The 22130-nt window shown below is 72.8% G+C and carries 20 protein-coding genes; 8 read left to right on the forward strand and 12 right to left on the reverse strand.

The genetic code is table 11. The features are described from left to right. Positions 1-19 precede the first annotated feature (19 nt). From ACFYV5_RS05900 to ACFYV5_RS05925, 6 genes are all read right to left on the reverse strand, one after another. Positions 20-1492 (reverse strand): aldehyde dehydrogenase family protein, encoded by a 1473-nt coding sequence (locus ACFYV5_RS05900; RefSeq protein ID WP_389164815.1) that lies wholly within the window; start codon positions 1490-1492, stop codon positions 20-22. A 95-nt stretch (positions 1493-1587) separates the two neighbouring features. Further along, positions 1588-2727, reverse strand: a complete 1140-nt coding sequence (locus ACFYV5_RS05905) for an aromatic ring-hydroxylating dioxygenase subunit alpha (RefSeq protein ID WP_389164818.1) — start codon at positions 2725-2727, stop codon at positions 1588-1590. A 10-nt stretch (positions 2728-2737) separates the two neighbouring features. Continuing rightward, positions 2738-3892 (reverse strand): N-methyl-L-tryptophan oxidase, encoded by a 1155-nt coding sequence (solA, locus tag ACFYV5_RS05910; RefSeq protein ID WP_389164821.1) that lies wholly within the window; start codon positions 3890-3892, stop codon positions 2738-2740. Positions 3893-3905: 13 nt separating this feature from the next. After that, the gene (locus ACFYV5_RS05915) at positions 3906-6350 is read right to left on the reverse strand and encodes an FAD-dependent oxidoreductase (RefSeq protein WP_389164824.1); all 2445 of its coding nucleotides are present in this window, start codon (positions 6348-6350) and stop codon (positions 3906-3908) included. Then, entirely contained in the window at positions 6347-7429 is a 1083-nt protein-coding gene (locus ACFYV5_RS05920) for an S-(hydroxymethyl)mycothiol dehydrogenase (RefSeq protein ID WP_355109397.1), read from the reverse strand. The genes ACFYV5_RS05915 and ACFYV5_RS05920 overlap by 4 nt, the downstream gene beginning before the upstream one ends. 237 nt (positions 7430-7666) lie before the next feature. Then, entirely contained in the window at positions 7667-8485 is an 819-nt protein-coding gene (locus ACFYV5_RS05925; RefSeq protein WP_389164827.1) for an IclR family transcriptional regulator, read from the reverse strand. A 169-nt stretch (positions 8486-8654) separates the two neighbouring features. Between ACFYV5_RS05925 and ACFYV5_RS05930 the strand changes: the two genes are divergently transcribed. Next, positions 8655-8975 (forward strand): bifunctional 3-phenylpropionate/cinnamic acid dioxygenase ferredoxin subunit, encoded by a 321-nt coding sequence (locus ACFYV5_RS05930; RefSeq protein ID WP_355109393.1) that lies wholly within the window; start codon positions 8655-8657, stop codon positions 8973-8975. Then, positions 8972-10192 carry an NAD(P)/FAD-dependent oxidoreductase gene (locus tag ACFYV5_RS05935; RefSeq protein ID WP_389164829.1) on the forward strand — a complete coding sequence of 407 codons (1221 nt, stop codon included), beginning with the start codon at positions 8972-8974 and terminating at the stop codon, positions 10190-10192. The genes ACFYV5_RS05930 and ACFYV5_RS05935 overlap by 4 nt, the downstream gene beginning before the upstream one ends. On the opposite strand, the gene ACFYV5_RS05940 is transcribed toward ACFYV5_RS05935, so the two are convergent. Beyond that, entirely contained in the window at positions 10117-10347 is a 231-nt protein-coding gene (locus ACFYV5_RS05940) for a hypothetical protein (protein WP_389164832.1), read from the reverse strand. The two genes, ACFYV5_RS05935 and ACFYV5_RS05940, sit on opposite strands and share 76 nt — an antisense overlap. 91 nt (positions 10348-10438) lie before the next feature. Further along, entirely contained in the window at positions 10439-10984 is a 546-nt protein-coding gene (locus ACFYV5_RS05945) for an EF-hand domain-containing protein (RefSeq protein WP_355109387.1), read from the reverse strand. A gap of 219 nt (positions 10985-11203) precedes the next feature. On the opposite strand from ACFYV5_RS05945, the gene ACFYV5_RS05950 reads away from it, so the two are divergent. Continuing rightward, complete coding sequence (locus ACFYV5_RS05950; RefSeq protein ID WP_355109385.1) at positions 11204-11500, forward strand: antibiotic biosynthesis monooxygenase; 297 nt, start codon at positions 11204-11206, stop codon at positions 11498-11500. A 58-nt stretch (positions 11501-11558) separates the two neighbouring features. Here ACFYV5_RS05950 and ACFYV5_RS05955 read toward each other — a convergent pair whose 3' ends face one another. Then, entirely contained in the window at positions 11559-12020 is a 462-nt protein-coding gene (locus tag ACFYV5_RS05955; protein WP_355109383.1) for an Rrf2 family transcriptional regulator, read from the reverse strand. Positions 12021-12221: 201 nt separating this feature from the next. Here ACFYV5_RS05955 and ACFYV5_RS05960 point away from each other — a divergent pair, with 201 nt between their 5' ends. Further along, positions 12222-14891 carry an FAD/NAD(P)-binding protein gene (locus ACFYV5_RS05960; protein WP_389165097.1) on the forward strand — a complete coding sequence of 890 codons (2670 nt, stop codon included), beginning with the start codon at positions 12222-12224 and terminating at the stop codon, positions 14889-14891. Positions 14892-14915: 24 nt separating this feature from the next. On the opposite strand, the gene ACFYV5_RS05965 is transcribed toward ACFYV5_RS05960, so the two are convergent. Continuing rightward, complete coding sequence (locus ACFYV5_RS05965; protein WP_389164836.1) at positions 14916-16157, reverse strand: Tm-1-like ATP-binding domain-containing protein; 1242 nt, start codon at positions 16155-16157, stop codon at positions 14916-14918. Positions 16158-16292: 135 nt separating this feature from the next. Between ACFYV5_RS05965 and ACFYV5_RS05970 the strand changes: the two genes are divergently transcribed. From ACFYV5_RS05970 to ACFYV5_RS05980, 3 genes are all read left to right on the forward strand, one after another. Next, a complete protein-coding gene (locus tag ACFYV5_RS05970) occupies positions 16293-16871 on the forward strand; it encodes a Type-2Aa cytolytic delta-endotoxin (protein ID WP_389164839.1) in 579 nt (192 codons plus the stop codon). A 76-nt stretch (positions 16872-16947) separates the two neighbouring features. Then, the gene (locus ACFYV5_RS05975) at positions 16948-17568 is read left to right on the forward strand and encodes an L-threonylcarbamoyladenylate synthase (RefSeq protein ID WP_355109377.1); all 621 of its coding nucleotides are present in this window, start codon (positions 16948-16950) and stop codon (positions 17566-17568) included. Positions 17569-17597: 29 nt separating this feature from the next. Beyond that, positions 17598-18224 carry a DUF4232 domain-containing protein gene (locus tag ACFYV5_RS05980; RefSeq protein ID WP_389164842.1) on the forward strand — a complete coding sequence of 209 codons (627 nt, stop codon included), beginning with the start codon at positions 17598-17600 and terminating at the stop codon, positions 18222-18224. Positions 18225-18297: 73 nt separating this feature from the next. Here ACFYV5_RS05980 and ACFYV5_RS05985 read toward each other — a convergent pair whose 3' ends face one another. Then, positions 18298-19947: an FAD-dependent oxidoreductase gene (locus ACFYV5_RS05985; protein WP_389164844.1), complete on the reverse strand. Its 1650-nt coding sequence runs from the start codon at positions 19945-19947 to the stop codon at positions 18298-18300. Between the two features lie 73 nt (positions 19948-20020). Beyond that, positions 20021-20935: a diiron oxygenase gene (locus ACFYV5_RS05990; RefSeq protein ID WP_355109371.1), complete on the reverse strand. Its 915-nt coding sequence runs from the start codon at positions 20933-20935 to the stop codon at positions 20021-20023. 353 nt (positions 20936-21288) lie between these two features. On the opposite strand from ACFYV5_RS05990, the gene ACFYV5_RS05995 reads away from it, so the two are divergent. Next, positions 21289-22128: an N-formylglutamate amidohydrolase gene (locus ACFYV5_RS05995; RefSeq protein ID WP_389164847.1), complete on the forward strand. Its 840-nt coding sequence runs from the start codon at positions 21289-21291 to the stop codon at positions 22126-22128. The last annotated feature ends 2 nt before the right edge of the window (positions 22129-22130 follow it).

The raw sequence follows: 22130 nt of genomic DNA on the forward strand, positions 1-22130 counted from the left end.
CTGAACGGGTAGAGGTCGGTCAGGCGAACCAGCCCTGCGGCTCCGGTGCGGTGTTGCGCCAGATGTGCTTCGCCTCGCGGTACTCGGCGAGACCGGCCGGCCCGAGCTCCCGCCCGGTGCCGGACTGCTTGAACCCGCCCCACTCCGCCTGCGGCACGTAGGGGTGGTAGTCGTTGATCCACACGGTGCCCAGGCGCAGCCGCGCCGCCATGCGGCGGGCGCGCGCCTCGTCGCTCGTCCAGACCGCGCCCGCGAGCCCGTAGATCGTGTCGTTCGCGAGCCGGACCGCCTCGTCCTCGTCGCCCTCGCGGAACCGCTCCACCGTCAGGACGGGCCCGAAGGACTCGTCCCGTACCACCGACATCCCGGCGTGACAGCCGTCCAGGACGGTCGGCAGGTAGTAGAAGCCCTGGTCGTACGCGGGCCCTTCGGGCCGGGCGCCGCCGCAGCGCAGCACCGCGCCCTCCGCGAGACCCCGCTCCACGTACGCCTCGACCTTGGCCCGATGGGCGGCCGAGACCAGCGGACCGGTCTGGGCCCGCTCGTCGAAGGGCCCGCCGAGCCGGATCTCCCCGGCCCTGCGCACGACCTCGTCGACGAACCGGTCGTGCAGCGAGTCCTCGACGAGGAGCCGCGCCCCCGCCGAGCAGACCTGCCCCGAGTGCAGGAACACCGCGGTCAGCGCCATGTCCACGGCGGCCTCGAAATCGGCGTCCGCGAAGACGATGTTCGGGTTCTTCCCACCCAGTTCGAGCGCGACCTTCTTCACCGTCCCGGCCGCCGCGGCCATCAGCCGGCGGCCGGTCTGCAGCCCGCCGGTGAAGGAGAGCAGATCGACGTCGGGATGGTCGGCGAGCGGCGCGCCCGCCTCCGGGCCCGCGCCGAGCACCAGGTTCGCCACACCGTCCGGCAGCCCCGCCTCCTGAAGCAGCCGCATGAGGTGGATCGCGGTGTGCGGGGTCAGCTCGCTCGGCTTCAGGACGAAGGTGTTGCCCGCCGCGAGCGCCGGGGCGACCTTCCAGGCCGTCTGGAGCAGCGGGTAGTTCCAGGGCGTGATCAGCCCGCACACCCCGACCGGCTCGTACACGACCCGGCTGTCGACCGCGGGTGAGCCGGTCTCGACGACCCGGCCCGCCTCCTCGGTGGCCGCCCGCCCGAAGTAGCGGAAGCAGTTCGCGATGTCGTCCATGTCGTACGCGCTCTCCACCAGCCGCTTGCCGGTGTCGAGCGACTCGGCGCGGGCGAGCGCGTCCTTGTCGCGGACGATCAGATCGGCGACGCGCAGCAGCAGGTCACCGCGGTCCGCGGCCGGGGTCGACGGCCAGGGGCCCTCGTCGAAGGCACGGCGCGCGGCCGCGATGGCCTCGGCGGTGTCCTTGCCGCCGGCCTCGTCGACCACCGCCACCAGGCTGCCGTCGGCCGGGCAGCGGATCTCACGGGTGCGCTCGTCGAGCGCGGACCGCCACGCACCGTCGATGAAGAGTTCGGGCATGTTTCTCGTTCCTCCTGGTCAGCGCCGTGTCGACGGCGCCCTGGCAGCTTGGTGTCTCACCGGACGAACGCTTTCCATGCGGAATGTGACAGCTATCACGCCTGGTCGGAGGGGTAGCAGCCGAGTTTTTCGAGCAGCCACGCGTGGAAGATCCCGATGTGATGCTCGGTGGGCACCAGGACCCCGCCGGACCGGTAGGCGCGGGAGCCCATCGCGGGCTGGGTGCGCTCGCAGGCGTCGAAATCCTGCGCGTTGACCCGGTGGAACAGCTCCACCGAGCGGGACACGTCGGCGCCGGACGCCACGACCTCGGGCGCGTACAGCCAGTCGCACTCGACGACCGTGCGGTCCTCGGCGAGCGGGAACATCCGGTGCAGGATCACATGATCGGGGACGAGGTTGATGAACACGGTCGGTTTGACCGTGATGGCGTAGTAGCGCCGGTCCTGCTCCTCGGCCACATCGGGCAGTCGGGCGAAACCCTCACTGCCGTCGACGGTGAACCCCTTGACCTCCTCGGCGAACTCGGCGCCGTGCCCCACGTAGTACTGCGCGGCGTAGCCGTCGGCGAACTCGGGCAGCACCTCGGTGAGTTCGGGATGGATGGTGGCGCAGTGGTAGCACTCCATGAAGTTCTCGACGATCAGCTTCCAGTTCGCCTTCACGTCGTACGTGACGCGCCTGCCGAGGGCGAGGTTCTCGGTGCCGTACCGCTCGATGGAGGCCCTGTCGCCGAGCCGTTTCACGGCCGCTCCGATCACGGTCTCCTCGAAGGACGGCGGCTCGTCGGCCAGGCACACCCACGCGTAGCCCAGCCACTCGCGCAGGTGCACCGTCACCAGCCCGTAGGCCGTGCGGTCGACGTCGGGCATCTTCGCCAGGTTCGGGGCGGCGATCAGCCTGCCGTCCAGGTCGTACGTCCAGGCGTGGTACGGGCACTGGAGCGAGCGCCGCACCTCGCCGGACTCCTCGGTGCACAGCCGGGCGCCGCGATGCCGGCAGACGTTGAGGAAGGCGCGCAGCTCGCCGCTCCGGTTACGGGTGACGATCACGCTCTCGCGGCCCACCTGCACCGTACGGAACGCACCGGGCCGGTCGAGGTCGGAGCCGCGTACGGCGCAGAACCACATCGATTCGAAGAGCCGCTCCTGCTCCCGCCGGAAGATCTCCGGGTCGGTGTAGAAGTGGCCGGGGAGCGTGGCGATCAGACTCGGGGAGAGCGGTGTGGTCGTCAAGGCGGTCTCCTCAGGCGGAAGGCACGGACAGGCGGCGCGGGTCGAAGAGCTCGATGGGGTGGTCGGTGGCGCCCGTCAGCGCCAGGTCGGCGAGGATCTCGCCGACGACGGGCACGAACTTGAAGCCGTGGCCGGAGAACCCGCAGGCGACGGTGACCGACTCCGGGTGCTCCGGGTGCCGCGCGATCACGAAGTGTTCGTCGGGGGTGTTGGAGTACATGCAGGTGGCGGCCTTCAGAAAGCGGCCGGGCAGCGACGGGATGTGCCGGGAGACCCGGTCCGCCATGGCCGCGACCTCCTCGTCGCGCACGGTCCGGTCGATGGTCTCCGGGGTGCACACGGTCCCCTTGCGGAAGAACGCGACCTTCGCTCCGAGCTCCGGGCCGTCGATCGAGGGGAAGCCGTAGATCTGGACGCCGTCCGCGTCCTCCCAGATGTAGATCGGGTGGTTCTCGGGGAGGAAGGGCCGGGTGCCGCCCTCGGGCTGGAACCAGTACATGACCTGCCGCTCGATCGTGAACGGCACGCCCAGGTCGTCGAGGAGCCCGGGCGCCCAGGCTCCCGGGCAGATCACCAACTGCCCGGCGGTGTAGGTGTCCTCGGCGGTGTGGACGCGTACGCCGTCGCGGTACGGCTCCCAGCGCAGCATCGGCTCCTCGAAGTGGAGGTCCGCGCCGGCGCGCGTGGCGAGCTGGAGATGGGCAGCGACGGTGTTCTCCGGGCGCAGGAGCCCGGCGCGCGCCTCGTACAGCGCCACCTCGTCGTCCGCGGGGGTGAGGGTGGGGAAGCGGCGGCGGATCTCCTTCGCGTCGAGCATCTCGTGCGGCAGGTCCCACCGCTCGGCCGAGCGCAGCGAGCCGGCGACCGTGCGGGACCCGGGCCGGCCGACCATCACGCCGCCGCACAGCGTCGCGATGTCCCGGCCGGTGTCGCGCTCCAGCGCCCCGTACAGCTCGTACGCGCGCAGCAGCAGCGGGACGTAGGCGGGGTCCTCGAAGTAGGACTGCCGGGTGATGCGCGAACCTCCGTGGCTGGAGCCGCGGTTGTGCACGGGCCCGAACTTCTCCAGGCCCAGCACGCGCGCACCGCGCGCGGAGAGATGATGGGCGGCGGCGCTGCCCATCCCGCCCAGGCCGACGACGATCACGTCAAAGGTGGGTGACATCCCTGGAACCTTCCTAGCGGCGGATACGGCTCATGTCGGGGTCGAACAGCGGCTCGTCGGCGACGGTGGCCGGGACCTTCTCACCGATGTACTCGATGTGCACCGCGCTGCCGGCGGCGAGCGGCGGCAGCCAGGCGTACGCGACACAGCGGCCGAGCGTGTAGCCGTAGGACGCGCTCGTGACGTATCCGGCCGGCCGGCCGTCGACGTACACCGGCTCCTTGCCGAGGACGACGGCGGCCGGGTCGTCGAGGAGCAGCGGTGTCAGCCTCCGCCGCGGCTCGCCGGCCCGCTCCAGCGCCGCCCGGCCGAGGAAGTCGCCCTTGTCCATCCGGACGGCGAAACCGACGCCCGCCTCGTACGGGGTGTGCTCGGTGGTCATGTCGTGGCCCCAGGAGCGGTAGCCCTTCTCCAGGCGCAGGCTGTTGAAGGCGGACCGGCCCGCGGCGATCACCCCGTGCTCCTGACCCGCCTCCCAGAGGGTGTCCCAGAGCCTCAGCCCGAGATCGGCGCTGGTGTACAGCTCCCAGCCGAGTTCGCCGACGTAGCTCAGCCGCATCGCCGTCACCGGTACATGGCCGAGGTATGTCTCCTTGGCCCGGAAGTAGCCGAAGCCGCGGTGCGAGACGTCGTCCCGGGTCAGCGGCTGCACCAGGGCACGGGCCAGCGGACCCCACACCCCGACGCAGCAGGTGCCGGAGGTGATGTCCCGGACGTGCACGTCGGCGGGCGCGTGCCGGAGCAGCCAGTCCTCGTCCGCCCGGCTGTTGGCGCCGATCTGGAACCGGTCCTCCGCCAGCCGCGCCACGGTCAGGTCCGAGCGGATGCCACCGCTCTCGTCGAGCAGCAGCGTGTAGGTCACGGCTCCCGGCTTCTTGGCCAGGTTGTTCGTGGTCATCCGCTGGAGGAAGGCGAGTGCGCCGGGGCCGGTGACCTCCAGCCTGCGCAGCGGGGTCATGTCGTACAGCGCGACCTTCTCGCGGGTCGCCCGGGCCTCGGCGGCGGCGATCGGCGACCAGTACCGGGCCGACCAGGCGTCGCGCTCCGGGACGGTGATGCCCTCGACGAGCGGGGCGTTCGCCTCGTACCAGTGCGGGCGCTCCCAGCCGCCGCCCTCCAGGAAGTAGGCACCGAGCTCCCGCTGGCGGGTGTGGAAGGGGCTCACGCGCAGCGGGCGCGGCTCCTCCATGGGCTGCAGCGGGTGCAGCACGTCGTAGACCTCGACGAACTGGCGCGCGCCGCGGTCGTGGACGTACGCGGGGGAGCGCTGCGCGTCCTCGAAGCGGGCGAGGTCGCACGCGTGGACGTCGACGGCCGGGCGTCCGTCGACCATCCATTCGGCGACGGCCTTCGCCGCCCCGGCCGAGTGGGTGACCCAGACGGCCTCGGCGAGCCAGAAGCCGCGCAGGGAGCGGGCCTCGCCGAGTAGCGGCATGCCGTCGGGGGTGAAGGAGAAGACGCCGTTGAAGCCCTCCTCGATCTCGCTGCCAGCGAGCGCGGGCAGCAGCTCCCGGCAGTCCTCCCAGCTCGGGGCGAAGTCCTCCGGGGTGAAGGCGAGCGAGGACGGCATGACCGCGGCCTGGTCGTAGGACGGCACGGTGAACGGGTCGACGGGCAGAGGCCGGTGGGCGTAGCTGCCGATGCCGATCCGGTCGGCGTGCTCCCGGAAGTACAGATCCCGGTCCTGGAACCGCAGGATCGGACGGGACGCCTCGGCGCGCTCGTCGTCGGCGCCGGCGAGCTCCGGCAGGGGCCGGGTCTTCGCGTACTGGTGGGCGAGCGGCAGCAGTGGGACGTCGACGCCCGCCATCCGCCCGACGACAGGGCCCCAGAAACCGGCCGCCGACACGACGTGGTCGGCGGGGAAGACGCCCCGGTCGGTGACGACGCCCGTCACCCGGCCGTCCGCCCGCTCGATGCCGGTGACGGTGTGCCGCTCCAGGAAGCGCGCGCCGCGCGACTCGGCGCGTTCCCGCTGGGCGCGGCAGGCGAGCACGGCGCGGGCCAGGCCGTCGTCCGGGGTGTGGAAGCCGCCGAGGACCTTGCTCTCGTCGAGCAGCGGCCACAGCTCCTTGCAGCGCGCGGCGGAGACCAGCTCACCGCGGATCCCCCAGGAGGCGGCGTATCCGGCCCTGCGGTGCAGCTCGGCCCAGCGCTCCTCGGTGGTCGCCAGTTCCAGTCCGCCCACCGCGTCGAAGCAGGGCAGCCCGTCGACCTCCAGGGCGCCGAACTTCTCGACGGTGTACGTGGCGAAGGCGCTGAGCGTCTTCGACGGGCTGGTCCGGAAGACCAGGCCCGGGGCATGGGAGGTGGAGCCGCCGGGGGCGGGCAGGGGGCCCTGCTCCAGGACCGTGACATCGGTCCAGCCCCGGGCGGTCAGCTCGTCGGCGAGCGAGCAGCCGACGATGCCGGCGCCGATGATCACGACACGGGGAGAGGTGCCTTCGGTGTCCGTCACAGGACCACCACCGAGCGCAGGACCTCGCCGCGGTGCATCTTCGCGAAGGCGTGTTCGACCTCGTCGAGCGCGATCGTCTCGGTGACGAAGGAGTTGAGGTCGAGGAGGCCGTAGAGGTACTGGTCGATCAGGATCGGAAAGTCGCGGCTCGGCAGGCAGTCCCCGTACCAGGAGGACTTCAGCGCCCCGCCGCGCGAGAACAGGTCGATCAGCGGGAGGTCGATCCTCATCTCGGGGTCGGGGACCCCGACCTGGACGAGCACACCGGCATGGTCGCGCATGAAGAAGGCCTGCTTGTACGTCTCCGGGCGGCCGACGGCGTCGATGGCGATGTCCACTCCGAATCCGTCGGTCAGCGCGCGCACGGCCTCGACGGGGTCCGTGCCGCGGGAGTTGACCGTGTGGGTGGCGCCGAACTTCTCCGCCAGGTTCAGCTTGTGGTCGTCGATGTCGATGGCGATGACCTTGCGGGCCCCGTTCAGACAGGCGCCCGCGACGGCCGCGTTGCCGACGCCGCCGCAGCCGATCACGGCGACCGTGTCGCCGTTCCCGACGCGTCCGGTGTTCACGGCGGCGCCGTAACCGGCCATCACTCCGCAGCCGATGAGTGCGGCGGCCTCCGGCCGGGCGGCCGGATCGACCTTCACCGCCTGCCCGGCGGCGACGAGGGTCTTCTCGGCGAAGGCGCCGATGCCGAGCGCGGGGGAGAGCGGCTTCCCGTCGAGCGTCATCGGCTGGGTGGCGTTGCGGGAGTCGAAGCAGTACCAGGGGCGGCCGCGGCGGCACGAGCGGCAGGTGCCGCAGGGGGCGCGCCAGGCGAGAACGACGTAGTCGCCCGGCGCCAGGTCGGTGACGCCCTCGCCGACGGACTCGACGGTGCCGGCCGCCTCGTGGCCGAGCAGGAAGGGGAAGTCGTCGTTGATCGCCCCCTCCCGGTAGTGGAGATCGGTGTGGCAGACCCCGCAGGCCAACACGGAGACGAGAACCTCACCGGGACCGGGATCGGGGACGAGGATGGTCCGCACCTCCACGGGTGCGCCCTTCTCGACGGCAACGACAGCACGGACCTCATGGGGCACGAGGGGCTCCTTGGTTGTTGCGCAGTGCACGATGGGTTGCACGATGGGGAACATAGTGGGAACGCCGACAAGGGGCCGTCAAGAGGCCGGAGTTAACGGCGCGCAAAACCCGTCGGCGGACGGAAACGCTCCGGACACACCTCCGGGCACACCTCCGGACACACCTCCCGACATACGACGACGCGGGGCCGGGTCACCCCGGCCCCGCGTCGTGGGGGCACCGCTCGACGGATCCCGTCAGATCGCGTAACCCATGCGCCGGGACAGCTCGTTCGCCGCGACGACGGTCCGTGCGGCGAGCTCGGGCAGTCGGTCCCGCTCCAGCCGGTACGCCGGACCGGAGACGCTGATCGCGCCGATCACCCGGCCGTCGTGCGCCCGCACCGGCGCGGCGACCGCGTGGAGTCCCAGCTCCAGCTCCTCCGCCGCGATGGCGAAGCCCTGCGCGTACGCCGCGTCCAGCTCGGCGCGCAGCATGCCCGCGCTCGTCACGGTGTGCTCCGTGAACCGCGGCAGCGCCCGGGCGAGCAGGCCCTCGCGCAGGGTCACAGGCAGATGGGCCAGGAGCACCTTGCCGCTGGAGGTGGCGTGCAGGGGAGTGCGCCGGCCCAGCCAGTTCTGCGCCGTGACGGAGGCGGGACCGCGGGCCTGCATGATGTTGACCGCGGCGTCGTCGTCCAGGACCGCGATGTTGACCGTCTCGCCCAGCTCGTCGGCGAGTTCACGGCAGACCGGCGACGCCTCCTGCGAGATGTCCAGGCGGACGGCCGCGGCTCCCGCAAGGCGCAGGATGCCGGCGCCCAGGAAGTACTTGCCGCGGTCCTGCGCCTGGCTGACCAGACCCCGGTTCTCCAGCACCCCGAGGAGACGGAACGCCGTGGACTTGTGCACGTCCAACTCGTCGGCGATCTCGGTGACTCCGGCCTCACCGTGCCGGGCCAGGATCTCCAGGACGCTGACGGCGCGGTCCACCGACTGGATGGCGCCCGCCCCTCCTCTGGGTGTCCGCTCCGGTGTCTCCTCGGTCGGTTCGGCCTCTGCGCGGTCGCGGGTCATAGCTCAACTCTCGCCATCTTGCGGCCCCGTGGGCACGCATCTTCGGGAAGCCCTTGACGCGGCGGGCACCCCGACCGGATTCTGTTGCGCATAGCGCTCCCTCATGCGCCATACGCAACCTGATGTTACCGAAGCGTCCCGCAGAAAACTCCTGGACCGAGGGGGGCCCGTGATTCCCGTCTGCCGCCTTGAAGACCTCCCCGTGGGCGAATCCGTCCGAATCGACACCACCCCGCCGATCGCGGTGTTCAACGCCGACGGCGAGCTGTACGCCATCGACGACACCTGCAGCCATCAGGACGCCTCCCTCTCCGAGGGATGGCTCGAGGGCTGCCTGGTCGAATGCCCGCTCCACGCCGCCTCATTCGATCTCCGCACCGGTCAGCCGACCTGTCTGCCCGCGCGGCGCCCCGTCCGTACCCACCAGGTCGTCGTCGAAGGCGGCGTCATCCACGTCCGGCCGGCCGCCCAGGAGGACACCGCAGCATGAGAACCGTCACCGTCGTCGGCGCCTCGCTCGCGGGCCTGTACGCCGCCCGCGCGCTGCGCGCCCAGGGGTTCGACGGGCGGCTGGTGATGGTGGGCGAGGAACACCACCGCCCCTACGACCGCCCGCCCCTGTCCAAGGACTTCCTCTCCGGGCGCGCCGACGAGAGCCGACTGGCCCTCTCCGACCCGCAGGAGGAGGCCGAACTCGACGCCGAGTGGCTCCTCGGCACCCGCGCCCGCGGCCTCGACGCCACAGGCCGCACCGTCCTCCTGGACAACGGCCGGACCCTCGTCACCGACGGGCTCGTCATCGCCACCGGCGCCTCCGCCCGGAGACTGCCCGGAGCCGACGGACTCGCCGGAGTCCACACGCTGCGCACCCTCGACGACGCGCGCGCCCTGCGGGCCGCCCTGAGCCGCGGCAGCCGGCGGGTCGTCGTCGTCGGCGGCGGATTCATCGGCGCCGAGACCGCCTCCTCCTGCGCCGCGCTCGGCCACGACGTCACCGTGGTGGAGGCCGCCCCGCTTCCCCTGCTGCCGCAGCTCGGCCCCGAGATGGCCGCCGTGTGCGCCGGGCTGCACCGGCGCGGCGGCACGGAGCTGATCACCGGCGCGGGCGTGGCCCGGCTGCTGCACGGCCACGGCTCCGTCACCGCCGTCGAGCTGACGGACGGCCGGACGCTCCCCGCCGACCTGGTCGTCGTCGGCATCGGAGCCGTACCCAACACCGGATGGCTCGCCGGCTCCACCCTGCTGCTGAGCGACGGCGTCCTCTGCGACGACGGCTGTGTCACCGCTCTGCCCCAGGTCGTGGCCGTGGGGGACGTCGCACGCGTCGGCGGCCTGCGCGCGGAGCACTGGACCAGCGCGACCGAGCAACCCGCCGTCGCCGTACGCAATCTGCTGGCCGGACGGACCGTCGACAGCACGCGCCCGCTGCCCTTCTTCTGGTCCGACCAGTACGGCGCGCGCATCCAGTTCGCGGGACGCCGCCGCGAGGGGGAGGGCGTACGGGTGATCGAAGGATCGACGGACGAGGGCGGATTCCTCGCTCTGTACGAGCGCGAGGGCCGCACGACCGCCGTCCTGGCCGTCGACCGCCCGCGCGCCTTCCTGCGGGCCCGCCGGGAACTGGCGGCCGCTCAGCCGGCCGGGCGGTCCCTGCCCGTCCGCCCGGGGCGGCCGGAGTCCTTGGCCACGGTCCCCGAACCGGGGTAGAGGTGATCGACCTCGGGCCGGAGATCGAGCATGTCGAGGAGCTCCGCGAGCTCGGCCAGGTCGGTCGTCCGGCGTTCGACGACCCGCCGGGCGGCACGGCGGCGCTCACCGGGATCCGGCCCCGGCGAGCCGTCGCTCTCCTCTGTGAGGTCCATGACGCCGATCCGACCACACCCCGGCCCGCTCCGCATCACCCGCCCCGCATCCCCCGCGCCCGATCGTCCGCCCCGCAACACCCGTACCCGCTCAGTGCACGCCGAGGAAGACGCCACCTGGCGTGTCGAGGTCGTCGTTGTGGAGGTGGAACGCCCGCAGCGACCGGGCGATCTCCCGCTGGGAGACATAGGCGTCGCGGTCCAGGTCCAGCCGGTCGAAGACCGTCGCGCCCCGCTCGCCCGGCACCCCCCAGACGGAGAGATAGGCCGCGAACTCCTCCCTGCTGACCCGCTTGTCCCCCTTCGTGTCCATGATGCGGAAGATCGCCTGCGCGAGGTTCTCGAGCAGCTCGGGGCGGTCCGTGTCATAGCCCACCGCGAGATGGGCGGCGACGAACTCGTCCTGGCCCAGTCGCTCCTGCCCGGGCACCGACTGGGCGAGCAGCCCGAGCCACTGCGCCCAGTAGGCCCGGGCGAGCGCCTGGATGCGGGGGTCGTCCTGCGCCAGCCCGTACGCCTCGGCGTAACCGTCCACGATCCGCCGGTGGTCGGCCCAGGTGACGAATCCGTCCCCGTCGGTGTCCAGAACCTCGAAGAGCCGCCGAAGCCTACGGGTGATCCAGTCGAACGTCGCCATTCGTCCGTGTCCTTCCGGGAGAGACGTGGGTACGGACGTCCCAGTGTCGTCGCTCGTCCCGCACCGGCGTACCACGCAACGCGCCGGCGGCCCTCCGCCCCGGGCCGCGACCCATGTGGCGGACGGGACGCGGTCCCCTTGGGGGGCGGAATCGGGACCACGGACCTACGGTGGTCGAAGAGCGCGATCAAGCCGATCCCCGTTTCCGAGGAGGCTGCGATGGAGCGGCACTTTGTCTGGGTGACCACGCGCCGCGTCGAGCCGGGCACCCTGGAGGACTTCGAGCGGGCCTGGCGTCCGGGCTTCGCTCCCGACGGCATGCTCCGGGCCCTGGCCTACTGGTCCGAGGACGGGCAGGAGATCACCGGCGTCTCGATCTGGGCCTCGCGGGAGGCGTGCGACGCGTGGCGGTCCTCCGACGCGGAGCGGGAGCGGCGCGAGGCCATGGCCCCGTACGTCGTCCAGGAGAGCGAGGGCTTCTACCGGGGCGGCGAACTCACCCTGCCGTCGAGGTAGAACGACCGGGCGGGGCGACCACGCGTAGGTTCGCACGTCCCCGCACCGCGCACCGCGCCTACGGATACGTCCGCACGTCGTCGTTGTACTCCCGGGCCCGTTCCCGTACGAGCGCGGGCAGCGTTCCCGACGCCAGGTCCGCCAGGGACGTGCCCTCCAGGACCTGGCGCAGACTCGTGCGCACGGCCCGCCACACGTCCGGCATCGGCGCGGCGGCGCCCTGGTACTCCAGACCGGTCAGCTTCAGATCACGCACGCTCACGAGGGGTCCGTCCATCGCGCGGACGACATCGGCGAGGGTGATCTCCGCGGGCGGTCTGGCGAGGGTGTACCCGCCGTCCGGCCCGCGCACGCTCCGTACCAGCCGCGCCTGACGCAACTCGCTGAGGACGACGAAGAGAAAGCGGACGGGGATGTCCTGACGGCCCGCGATGTCCTCCGCCTTCAGGGGCCGGTCGGGGGAGCAGGCCAGCTCCGCCATGGCGCGGACCGCGTAGTCCGTTCTCGCTGAGATCCTCACCGCCTCAATGTCTCACGGTTGGCGGGAAAGCGATCCGGCGCGGCCCGCGAGGACGCGGCGGCCTTGTCATTCCACATTGTTCATCGACATAGTGCACTTCACGGCGCGGCACCCGACCGCGCAGCGTCCGCCTGGCTCGGAGGTTCCGTCGTGTCCGTGGTGTCCCAGAAGTCGGCCGGGTCCGGCCACCCGCGCCCCACCGTGGCGGTCGTCGGCGCGGGCGCGGCCGGAGCACTCGTCGCCGTCCAGCTGTGCGAAGCCGCCGCGCGCCGCCGCACCCCCCTCGACCTGGTCCTGATCGACCCGGCGGCCGAGGCGGGACGCGGCACGGCCTACGCCACCGAGGTCACCGGGCACCGGCTCAACGTGCCCGTCGGCGGAATGAGCTGTTACCCCGACGACCCCGGGCACTTCCTGCGCTGGCTCTGCCGCCACGGCGAATCCGCCGTCACCGCCACCGACTTCGCGTCCCGCTACCGCTTCGGCTCGTACCTCGCCGACACCCTCGGCCGCGCCATCATCACCGCCCACGGCACGGTCGCCGTCCGCCGCCTGCGCGCGCGGGCGACCCGCTGCACCGACACGGCCGAGGGGCGGCTGGAGCTCCGGCTCGCCGACGGCGGGACCGTCACCGCCGACACCGTCGTCCTGGCCACCGGACCCGCCGCCGGAACCGCCGGCTGGGCCACGGAGGAGCTGCGCGGCTCCGACCGGTTCATCGCCCGCCCCTGGGCGCCCGGCGCCCTCGACGCGGTGGGCCCGAGCGACGACGTGCTGCTGGTCGGGACCGGGCTGACCGCCATCGACCTCGCGCTCGTCCTCGACCGGCCCGGCCGCACCGTGCACGCCCTGTCCCGCAGCGGCCTGCTGCCCCAGCCCCACGCCGTCGCCCCGCTCCCGCCCGTACCGCCCCCGCCGGGCCTCGCGGCCCTGCCGCTCCACCGGCTCCGTAGCGAACTGCGCCGTCATCTGGCCGCCTCGATGCGGGACCACGGCGACTGGCGGCCCGCCCTCGACGGGCTTCGCCCCGGCATCGTGTCGCTCTGGCAGGGCCTCACCGACGAGGAGCGGGCCGAGTTCCTCGACCGCGACGCCACCCGGTGGAACGTCCACCGGCACCGGATGGCCCCGACCACCGCCGAGACCATCGCCCGCGCCCGCGCCGCCCGCCGCCTGCGGATCCACGCCGGCCGGATCGCCTCGGCCGCGCCGCGCGAGGACGGCCGGCTCGCCGTCGCACTCGCCGACGGGCGGGAACTGACCGTGGCCTGGGTCGTGGACTGCACCGGGCCCGGCCTCCGGATGGACGCCGCCGGGGACCCGCTGTGGGGCGGGCTGCTCGCCGACGGACTCGCGACGCCCGGACCGCTCGGCATCGGCGTCGCCACCGAGGACGGCCGACTGCGCGACACCCACGGACACGCCGGGCGGCCACTGTTCACCCTCGGCGCGCCCCGGCGCGGCGAGCTGTGGGAGACGACCGCGATCCCGGAGATCAGGGCGCAGGCCGCGACCATCGCCGAAGCCGTGCTCGCCCCGCTCACCCGCACGCCCCGGCCCACCCGCCGCCGGCCCACCGACCAGTTCGGGCTGCCACTGTCGACCCACGCCGCCGCGGCGGCCGCCTTCCGCGGCGGACTCGCCCGGGTCGTCACCGTACGGGCGAAGGCCGCCGAGTCGTTCACCCGGGCCACCGAGCTCGACCCCGGCTTCGCCCTCGGCCACGCGGCGCTCGCCCTGCTCGGCCACGAGTGCGGCGCGGACGTCGACGTGGACCGCGCACTCGCCGACGCCCGGCGCAGCGCGGCCGACCGCGGCGACGAGCGGGAACGCTCCTTCGTGGACGTCGTCTCCCGCCGGGTCCGGGCGCACGACGGGGACGATGGGGACGACGGCGACCGGGCGCTCGTCGACCACCTCGACCGCTTCCCCGGCGACGCCCTCGCCCTCTCCATCGCCGTGCCCACGATCGCCTTCGCCGGGGTCGGCGACCTCGACGGCACGCTGGCCCAGCGGCTGGTGGAGCGCACGGCGCCCGCCTACGACGGCCACTGGTTCCACACCTCGCTCCTGGCCTTCCTCCGCCAGGAGCAGGGGCGCATCGACGAGGCGGGCGCCCTCGCGCGGGTGGCCCTGGCCGCCGAGCCCGCCTCCGGACACGCCGTCCACGCCCTCGCCCACGTCCACTACGAGTCCGGCGAGCACCGGGCCGGCCGCGACTGGCTCGACGGCTGGATCGGCGGCCAGGGCCGGGGCGCCGTGCACCGGGCCCACTTCTCCTGGCACGTGGCGCTGCACGAACTCGCCCTGGACGACGCCGATGCGGTACGCCGCCGCTGGTTCGCCCAGCTCGCGCCCCGCCAGGTCAACGGCGTACGGGCGCTGGTCGACTCCGGCTCGCTCCTGTGGCGGGCCCGGATGGCACGGAACTGGACGGGCCGCGTGCCCGTGGACGGGGTGCTCGACGCGGTCGCCCGCGATCTGGTGAAACGGCCCGCCACCGCGTTCACCGCCCTCCACAGCGCCGTCGCCCTGACCGCCGCGGGCGATCTGCCCGCGCTCCGGCGGCTGCGCACCCACGCCGCCGGGGCGGACGCCGTCCAGCGGGAGGTCATCGCTCCCCTGTGCCGCGCGCTTGAGGCCGTCCTGGAGGAGCAGTGGACCACCGCCGTGGAGGGCCTGCGCGGCCTGCTGCCCACCCTGCGCCGGGTGGGCGGCAGCGCCGCGCAGCGCGAGGTCGTCGAGGAGACCCTGCTGTACGCGCTGATGGAGGCGGGCCACAGCGACGCCGCCCGCCACCTCCTGGAACAGCGCCTCGACCGCCGCGCCTCACCCCTCGACCGCCGCCGGCTGGCCGACCTGCGCGCCTGAGCCGACCGCGGCCCGAGTGGGGGTTCAGCCCCTCTCGATCAGATGGTGCAGCAGGTCCGCGGCGGCGCGGCCGAACGACGGGTCGTTCAGATGCGTGTCGATCTCGACCACGTCCACGGTGCTGCCCGTGAGACCGTGCCGGAGCGCCGCGAACAGTGCCTCGTCCAGGGCCGGATCGTGGTACGGCCCGCCCGGCGCGCCCAGCGTGGACAGGCCCCGCAGCGGCAGGCACACCGCTGTGGGGCCGGTGGCCGTCCGCAGTTTCGTCGCGACCCGCGCACCGAGCTCGGCGCACTCCCCGGCCGTCGTCCGCACGACCGTGATCGACGGGTTGTGCACCCGTACGTCCCGGTCGCGCATCCGCTCCGGGACCGTGTCGATCGGGCCGAACTTCACCAGGTCCAGCGCGCCCGGACTCACCACCTGCGGCACACCCCGCCGCCCCGCGGCGAGAAGACGGTCCGGGCCCGCCGTCAGGATCCCGCCGCAGAGATCGTCGGCGAGCTCACAGAGCGTCAGATCCAGTACGCCCGCGAACAAGCCTTGCTCCGCCAGCGATTCGAGCGTCCGTCCACCGGCCCCGCTGGCATGGAACACCAGCACCTCGTAGCCGAGCTCGGTCAGCCGCTCGCGCGCCGCGTCGACGCCCGGGGTCGTCACCCCCGCCATGCTCGCCGCGATCAGCGGCCGGCCGTCTCCGGAGTCCGACCACTCCGACGACCCCGAGGGGCGCGCCGCGAAACCCCGCGCCATCCCGGCGACGGCGTCGACCGCGTTCGCCAGGATCGGGGCCGACACCCTGTTGACCCCGGCGATGTCGACCACGCTGTACATCATCGTGATGTCCGCCGAGCCGACGTACGGCGCGACATCGCCCGAGGCCATCGAGGAGACCATCACCTTCGGCACCCCGAGGGGCAGCTCCCGCATCGCCCGCGTCGCGATCGACGTGCCCCCGCTGCCGCCGAGGGCGAGCACCCCGTGGAGCCTGCCCCGCTCGTACAGCCCCCGCACGACCTCCGCCGCACCGCGCGCCATCGCCGTGACGGCCGCGCCACGGTCCCCCTCGTCCCGTAGCCGCTCCAGATCCGTACCCGCCGCCCGGGCCACCTCGGCGCGCGGGACGTCGGCGGGTATCCGCGCCGTCCCGGCCACCCCCGCGTCGACCACGATGACCTCGACCCCGCGGCTCAGGAGCCGCTCGCGCAGCCATCCGTACTCCAGACCCTTGGTGTCCAACGTCCCCACCAGCACAACGATCGCCATTCCCGTACTGTCCGACGAAGTCGGCTGATCGACAAGAGCGCTGATCGACAGGAGAGTGGCGGCCCGACACCGAGGCGCGTGACGGCGGACGGCATACTGACCCCCCTTGATCACCACCACGCATCAGGAGGAGTCATGACCGCCAGCTTCAAGACCGTCATCGAGGTGGGTCCGGACCATCTCGACCAGGCCCGGGCCATCGACCGGCTGTTCCAGGAGGCGATCGCCCCGGCGACCGTCAACTTCGACTTCGAGAACATCCACCGGGCCGCCGCCGCGATCCCCGACAGCGACGTCGTGAAGATGGTCCGCGGCTGGGGACTCCAGGAGCACGCCCCGGTGATGGTCATGGTGCTCTCCCTCAAGGAGGCCGTGCGCCAGGCCCTGCCCGGAGAGTTCGCCGAGGCCTCGTTCTGGAACACCGTCGAGCAGGAACTCGCCTGCGCGTTCACCGGACTGGCCGCCCAGGAGGGCGAGCCGGGACTGTCGTACTACGAGGAGGGCCCTGACCGCACCCGTTACTACCGGGACCTGTTCTTCGCCCTGCAGGACGAGGAGACCGGCGACCACATGTACGCGATCGCCTTCTGCATCGACGTGACCGTCGGCCTGGAGAAGGAGAAGGCCGGCGCCCTGGAGATCTCGGACATCGCGCCCTACGCGATCCGGCTCAACGCGATCGTCCTGCGCCAGCAACTGCGCCTCGCGGCCTGACCGTCGCCCGCACCCGCGGTGACCCGCACCGGCCCGCCGTCCCGGGCCGACCCCGCCGGGAACCTAGACTGCCCGCATGGCGAAGTACTTCGACGTGCACCCCGAGAACCCTCAGCGGCGCACCATCAGCAGCGTGGCCGACAGCATCCGCTCCGGTGCGCTCGTCGCGTACCCCACGGACTCCTGTTACGCCCTGGGATGCCGGCTCGGCAGCCGTGACGGCATCGGCCGGATCCGCTCGATCCGCGACCTCGACGACCGTCACCATTTCACTCTCGTGTGCCAGAACTTCGCGCAGCTCGGCCAGTTCGTGCACATCGACAACGACGTGTTCCGCGCGATCAAGGCGGCCACCCCCGGCAGTTACACCTTCATCCTCCCCGCGACGAAGGAGGTGCCCCGGCAGTTGCTGCACCCGAAGAAGAAGACGGTCGGGGTCCGCATCCCCGACCACGGCGTCACGCAGGCCCTCCTCGCCGAACTCGGCGAACCGCTCCTGTCCAGCACGCTGCTCCTGCCCGGTGAGGACGAGCCGTTGACGCAGGGCTGGGAGATCAAGGAACGGCTCGACCACCTGGTGGACGCCGTGGTCGACTCCGGAGACTGCGGCACGGAGCCCACGACGGTCGTCGACTTCTCCGGCGGCGAGCCCGAGATCGTACGGCGCGGGGCGGGCGACCCCACGCGGTTCGAGTAGCCCGCGGCCCGGCGTGTGATGATCGCGGCATGACCGTCATATCTGTGAGGCACGCGCTGACCCTGGCCGCGGCGGCCGTCCTGACCGCCGGATGCGGCCTCGCGGACGAACTCGACCGCGAGGCCGATCCCGAGCGGACCGGGGCGCACGCGGCGACGTCGAAGCCCCCGGTCACCGGTGTGCCGCCGCTGGCGGAGACCCCACCTCCGGCGACCCCGGAGGGCTGCCCGGCCGGTGGCGTCACGGTGTCGACCGGCATGGTGAGCGCCGCCATGGGGCTGCGGGCCATGACGGTGACGCTCACCAACTGCGGAGTGCCCGAGCAGCTGTTGAACGGCTATCCGGACGTACGGGTACGGGACGTGGACCGCGAGCGCATGGACGTCACGGTCCTCAAGGGCCCCGGACCGATCACCACGCTCGACGACCCGGGACCGCATCCGGTGACGTTGAAGCGCGGGGAGTCCGCGTACAGCGTGTTCGTCTGGCGCTACTCGGCCGTCGACGCGGCGACCCGGCGGGGGAGCGGCGTGTACGTGGAGATCGGCCCGACCGCCGGCGCGGACCGCCGGACGGTGGAGCCGGAGGGCGGCCTGGACATCGGGGAGACCGGCCTGCTCGGCACGACGGCGTGGCAGAAGAAGGCCGCGGACTGAGCGGAGACGGGGCGGGCCCGTCTCGTCTCCGCGACGGTCGCGGTCACGCCCGTCGTCATCGTCATCGTCACCGTCACCGGACGAGTCGCAGGCGGCCCGCCTTCGCCGCCGCGACCAGCTCGGGCACCGTGCCGAGTTTGACGCGCGGGCGGCCCGCGTCGCGGCCCCGGGCCAGCTCGGCCCGGTCGATGGCGGCGAGTCCCCGGGCGTCGACGACATGGCGGCCGCGCCGGCGCACGAGTCGCTCGAACGCCCTGCTCGTACCCGACGGTGCGGGCAGGGCGCCCGCCATGGCGTCGGTGAGGAGCGTGCCGATCGTCTCGGCGGCGCAGGTGCGGTTGGCCCCGATACCTCCCGAGGGGCCCCGCTTGATCCAGCCGACGACGTACGTGCCGGGCGTCCCGGCCACCCGGCCGCCCTCGTGCGGCACGGTGCCGGTCGCCTCGTCGAAGGGCAGCCCCGGCACCGCCACACCGCGGTAGCCGACCGCCCTCAGCACCAGGCCGGCCGGGATCTCCCGTTCCTCCGGACCCTCCGTCACCCGCGCGCCGCAGACGGACCCGTCGCCGAGCAGGGCCACCGGCGCCGAGTGGAAGTGGAGCACGATGCGCCGCTCCGGCGTCGGCGGGGAGGACCAGTCCACGGTCTCCCGGGCCACCGCCCGGAGCAGCGCGGCCTTCTCCCGCGCCGCCGCGCCGTCGATCGCCGCGCCGATCCGCGGATCGTGGTCGTCGACGACCAGCCGCACCCCTGGCAGGTGGGTGAGCGCGAGCAGTTCGGACGAGGTGTACGCGGCGTCCTCGGGGCCGCGCCGGCCGAGCAGGACCACCTCGCGCACCTTCGAGGCGCGCAGGGCGGCGAGCGCGTGGTCGGCGATGTCGGTGCCGGCCAGCGTCTCCGGATCCCTCACGAGGATGCGGGCGACATCGAGGGCGACGTTCCCGTTGCCCACCACGACGACCCGCTCGGCCGACAGGTCGATCGCGTCCGGCGCGGCCTCGGGGTGGGCGTTGTACCAGGACACGAACGCCGTCGCCGCGATGCTGCCCGGCAGGTCCTCACCAGGGATGCCGAGCCGCCGGTCGGTGGAGGCACCCACCGCGTACACGACCGCGTCGTGGTGCGCGGCGAGTTCCTCGGCGGTGACGTCCTTGCCGATCTCGACCCCGAGGCGCATCCGTACCCGGGGGTGGCGGTGGAAGCGGGCGAAGGTCTCGCCCACCTTCTTGGTCGAGGGGTGGTCGGGCGCCACGCCGTACCGGACGAGACCGCCGGCCACCGGCAGCCGGTCGACCAGGGTCACCTCGGCGTTGGTGTTCAGGAGCAGGTCCTCGGCGGCGTACATCCCGGCTGGACCGGTGCCGACGACCGCGACCCGGATCGGTGCGAAGTCGGACGGCAGGCCCCGCTCGAAGACCGGCGCGCCCCAGGTGTGGAAGTTCGGGCCCGCGGCGGCCGGTTCGGGCTCCTGATCGGCGAAGTACGCCGCGTTGATGGCGGCGTACTCCCGCTGGGTGGGGGAGAGGCTGTCCACCGGGAAGATCGCGTCGACGGGGCAGGCGTCGGCGCAGGCCCCGCAGTCGATGCAGGTCTGCGGGTCGATATGGAGCATCTCCGTGCTGCCGAACGCCCGTTCTTCGGGCGTCGGATGGATGCAGTTGACGGGGCAGACGGCGACGCAGGTGGCGTCGCTGCAGCACGTCTGGGTGATGGCGTAGGTCATGGCGTCGGCTCAGCTCGGCTCGGCGGGGCGGCGGTTCGGTGGGCGGGGCGGTTCCGTGTGCGGCCCGCGAGGGTCAGATCAGATGGGCGCGCTTGTAGAAGAAGAGCGCCGGCCCGGTGAGGAGGCGGGCCGAGGCAAGGAACTCCATGAGTCCCGAGCAGCTGGACCGCATCAGCGACCGGTGGTGCTCGTTCGCCCGCGCCTCGGTGAGGGCGCGCCGCGTGTCGAGGCCGGCGTTCGCGTAGACGTCGCGGTTCACCATGCTGGTGACGATGAAGTACGAGGCGATGGCGATCACGAACGCGTTGAGCTGCCGGCGCAGCGGTCCCGCGTGCCGCAGCCGCTTGCGGGTCTCGTCGCGGGCGAACTTCATGTGCCGCGACTCCTCCACGACATGGATGTTGTTGATGGTGCGGACGAAGGGCACGACCCGCTCGTCCCGCATCCAGTCCCGCTGCATGACGTCGAGGACCTCCTCGGCGACCAGGATCGCCGCGTAGGCCGCCTCGCCGAAGGCGAGCGTCTTGAAGGCGCGGCCCAGTTCGACCACCGCCCGACGGGGGCGGTAGGCCGGGGCGCCCAGTTTCGCGGCGCCGCGGGCGAACATGATCGAGTGCCGGCACTCGTCGGCGATCTCGGTGAGCGCCCACTGGAACCGCGCGGAGGTCGGGTCCTTGGCGTAGATGTCCCGCAGCACCATCTGCTGCAGGATCATCTCGAACCAGATACCCGTACTGGCCACCGACGCGGCCTCCTGCCGCGTCAGCTCCTTGCGCTGGTCGTCGGTCAGTTCGTTCCAGTACGCCGTGCCGTAGAGCGTGCTCCACTCGGGGCTCGCGCCGTGGAAGTCCTTGTCCAGCGGGGTGTCCCAGTCCACCTCGACGGCGGGGTCGTACGACAGCTTCGCGGCCGAGTCGAGCAGTCGCCGGGCGACGTCCTGCCCGGCGCGCCGGTCCTGGCTCTCCGGCCGAACGGTGCTGCTTGCCATGGTGCGGCTCCTTGAATCGAGTGAGATCGACCCGACGCCGGCCGTCCTTCGCCCCTCTCGTTCCCGCGTGACGAGTCCGAAGGCCACCGAGCGCCACCCACGCTTGTTAGACGCGGCGTCTAGCAAGCTGTTAGACGGAACGTATAACAAGAGGCCCGTGCGGGCCTAGCCCCGTGCGGAAAATCCACGCGATCTCCATGCCCGCCCGCCGGTGGAGCCGGCCCCGCCCGGCCGGCATGCGGACAACGCCACAGGGAACGGCGCCGTTCGCCCCCGCCGCGGCCGCCGCCCCGGCATGCTCGTACACGCGCCCGAGAACCCTCGGGAGCGAACCGCACCGCTGGGACCGACGGATGACCGACGCAGCACCCTCCTTCCACCTCCTTCCCGGGGACCCCGACTCCCCGGTTCTCCTCCATGTGCCGCACTCCTCCCGCGCGTTGCCCCCGGACGTGCGCGAGGGAATCGTGCTCGGCGACGAGGAACTCGCACAGGAGCTGGACCACATCACCGACTCCCACACGGAGCGGATCGCCGACCTGGCGGCGGACGCCGCCGGCGTGACCCCCTGGCGGTTCGTCAACCGGCTCTCGCGGCTGGTCGTCGACCCCGAGCGCTTCCCCGACGAACGGGAGGAGATGACCGCCGTCGGGATGGGCGCGGTGTACACGCGGACCACGCACCGCGCCGAGCTCAGGCCGGCCGGCTTCGACCCGCGGCCTCTCCTGGACCGGTACTTCGAGCCGTACGCGCGCGCCATGACCGCCGCCGTCGCCGACCGCCTGGCGACCGTGGGCAGCGCCGTGATCATCGACGTGCACTCGTACCCGACCGAGCCCCTGCCGTACGAGCTGCACGGCGACGGGCCGCGCCCGCCGATCTGCCTGGGCACGGACCGCCGCCACACGCCGCCCGCGCTCCTGGAGGCCGCGCGCGCGGCGTTCGCCGGCTTCGGCGGGGTCGGGACGGACAGCCCCTTCGCGGGTACGTACGTGCCGCTGGAGCACTACGGGCGGGACACGCGCGTCAGCGCGCTGATGGTCGAGATCCGCCGTGACGTCTACATGAAGGAGCCGGGCGGTCCCGCCGGGCCGGGCCTCGACACACTCGCCGCGGCGCTGGCAGAGCTGGTCGACGCGGCGGGGACCGGCGTCACCGGTCCCGGAGGAGAGGCCGCCCGGCGCACCGGGTGAGG

The organism is Streptomyces sp. NPDC003035, assembly GCF_042888285.1.
In the GTDB taxonomy this organism is placed as follows: Bacteria; Actinomycetota; Actinomycetes; order Streptomycetales; family Streptomycetaceae; genus Streptomyces.

What these genes read in the sequence shown, in the direction of transcription:
- ACFYV5_RS05975 (WP_355109377.1), top strand. Translation starts at nt 16,948, where the DNA reads ATGGCGAAGTACTTCGACGTGCACCCCGAGAACCCTCAGCGGCGCACC.
- ACFYV5_RS05925 (WP_389164827.1), bottom strand. Translation starts at nt 8,485, where the DNA reads ATGACCCGCGACCGCGCAGAGGCCGAACCGACCGAGGAGACACCGGAG.
- ACFYV5_RS05935 (WP_389164829.1), top strand. Translation starts at nt 8,972, where the DNA reads ATGAGAACCGTCACCGTCGTCGGCGCCTCGCTCGCGGGCCTGTACGCC.
- ACFYV5_RS05900 (WP_389164815.1), bottom strand. Translation starts at nt 1,492, where the DNA reads ATGCCCGAACTCTTCATCGACGGTGCGTGGCGGTCCGCGCTCGACGAG.
- ACFYV5_RS05945 (WP_355109387.1), bottom strand. Translation starts at nt 10,984, where the DNA reads ATGGCGACGTTCGACTGGATCACCCGTAGGCTTCGGCGGCTCTTCGAG.
- ACFYV5_RS05995 (WP_389164847.1), top strand. Translation starts at nt 21,289, where the DNA reads ATGACCGACGCAGCACCCTCCTTCCACCTCCTTCCCGGGGACCCCGAC.
- ACFYV5_RS05980 (WP_389164842.1), top strand. Translation starts at nt 17,598, where the DNA reads ATGACCGTCATATCTGTGAGGCACGCGCTGACCCTGGCCGCGGCGGCC.
- solA (WP_389164821.1), bottom strand. Translation starts at nt 3,892, where the DNA reads ATGTCACCCACCTTTGACGTGATCGTCGTCGGCCTGGGCGGGATGGGC.
- ACFYV5_RS05950 (WP_355109385.1), top strand. Translation starts at nt 11,204, where the DNA reads ATGGAGCGGCACTTTGTCTGGGTGACCACGCGCCGCGTCGAGCCGGGC.
- ACFYV5_RS05985 (WP_389164844.1), bottom strand. Translation starts at nt 19,947, where the DNA reads ATGACCTACGCCATCACCCAGACGTGCTGCAGCGACGCCACCTGCGTC.
- ACFYV5_RS05990 (WP_355109371.1), bottom strand. Translation starts at nt 20,935, where the DNA reads ATGGCAAGCAGCACCGTTCGGCCGGAGAGCCAGGACCGGCGCGCCGGG.
- ACFYV5_RS05970 (WP_389164839.1), top strand. Translation starts at nt 16,293, where the DNA reads ATGACCGCCAGCTTCAAGACCGTCATCGAGGTGGGTCCGGACCATCTC.
- ACFYV5_RS05965 (WP_389164836.1), bottom strand. Translation starts at nt 16,157, where the DNA reads ATGGCGATCGTTGTGCTGGTGGGGACGTTGGACACCAAGGGTCTGGAG.
- ACFYV5_RS05940 (WP_389164832.1), bottom strand. Translation starts at nt 10,347, where the DNA reads ATGGACCTCACAGAGGAGAGCGACGGCTCGCCGGGGCCGGATCCCGGT.